Source organism: Microcoleus sp. AT9b-C3 (assembly GCF_036705485.1).
Lineage (GTDB): Bacteria > Cyanobacteriota > Cyanobacteriia > Cyanobacteriales > Microcoleaceae > Microcoleus.
Window position 1 is genome coordinate 1 of sequence record NZ_JAUBUR010000116.1, and the last position, 1024, is coordinate 1024.

1 rRNA gene is annotated in these 1024 nt (G+C 53.5%); it reads left to right on the forward strand.

The window, feature by feature from the left end:
* A 23S ribosomal RNA gene (locus QUB77_RS31625) occupies positions 1-999 on the forward strand; the annotation flags it as partial.
* Positions 1000-1024 lie beyond the last annotated feature (25 nt).

Here is a 1024-nt window from a genome sequence, read left to right on the forward strand (position 1 = left end):
CGGCCGTAACTATAACGGTCCTAAGGTAGCGAAATTCCTTGTCGGGTAAGTTCCGACCTGCACGAATGGCGTAACGATGGCCACACTGTCTCCTCCCGAGACTCAGCGAAGTTGAAATGTTTGTGATGATGCAATCTCCCCGCGGAAAGACGGAAAGACCCCATGAACCTTTACTGTAGCTTTGTATTGGACTTTGAACAGATCTGTGTAGGATAGGTGGGAGGCTTTGAAGCCCGGTCGCTAGATCGGGTGGAGCCAACGTTGAAATACCACCCTGGTGTGTTTGAGGTTCTAACCTAGGTCCATCATCTGGATCGGGGACAGTGCATGGTAGGCAGTTTGACTGGGGCGGTCTCCTCCCAAAGCGTAACGGAGGAGTTCGAAGGTACGCTAGGTACGGTCGGACATCGTGCTAATAGTGCAATGGCATAAGCGTGCTTAACTGCGAGACTGACAAGTCGAGCAGATGCGAAAGCAGGACATAGTGATCCGGTGGTTCTGTATGGAAGGGCCATCGCTCAACGGATAAAAGGTACTCTGGGGATAACAGGCTGATACCGCCCAAGAGTTCATATCGACGGCGGTGTTTGGCACCTCGATGTCGGCTCATCTCATCCTGGGGCTGTAGCCGGTCCCAAGGGTATGGCTGTTCGCCATTTAAAGAGGTACGTGAGCTGGGTTTAAAACGTCGTGAGACAGTTTGGTCCCTATCTTCCGTGGGCGCTGCAGATTTGAGGAAGCCTGCTCCTAGTACGAGAGGACCGGAGTGGACGCACCTCTGGTGTACCGGTTGTCACGCCAGTGGCATTGCCGGGTAGCTAAGTGCGGAAGAGATAACCGCTGAAAGCATCTAAGCGGGAAACTCGTTCCAAGATGAGATCTGCCGGGGCCTTGAGCCCCCTGAAGGGTCGTCGTAGACCACGACGTTGATAGGCTGGGTGTGGAAGCGCAGCAATGCGTTAAGCTAACCAGTACTAATTGCCCGTGCGGCTTGACCCTATAACTTTGATGCTGCAACACGCAT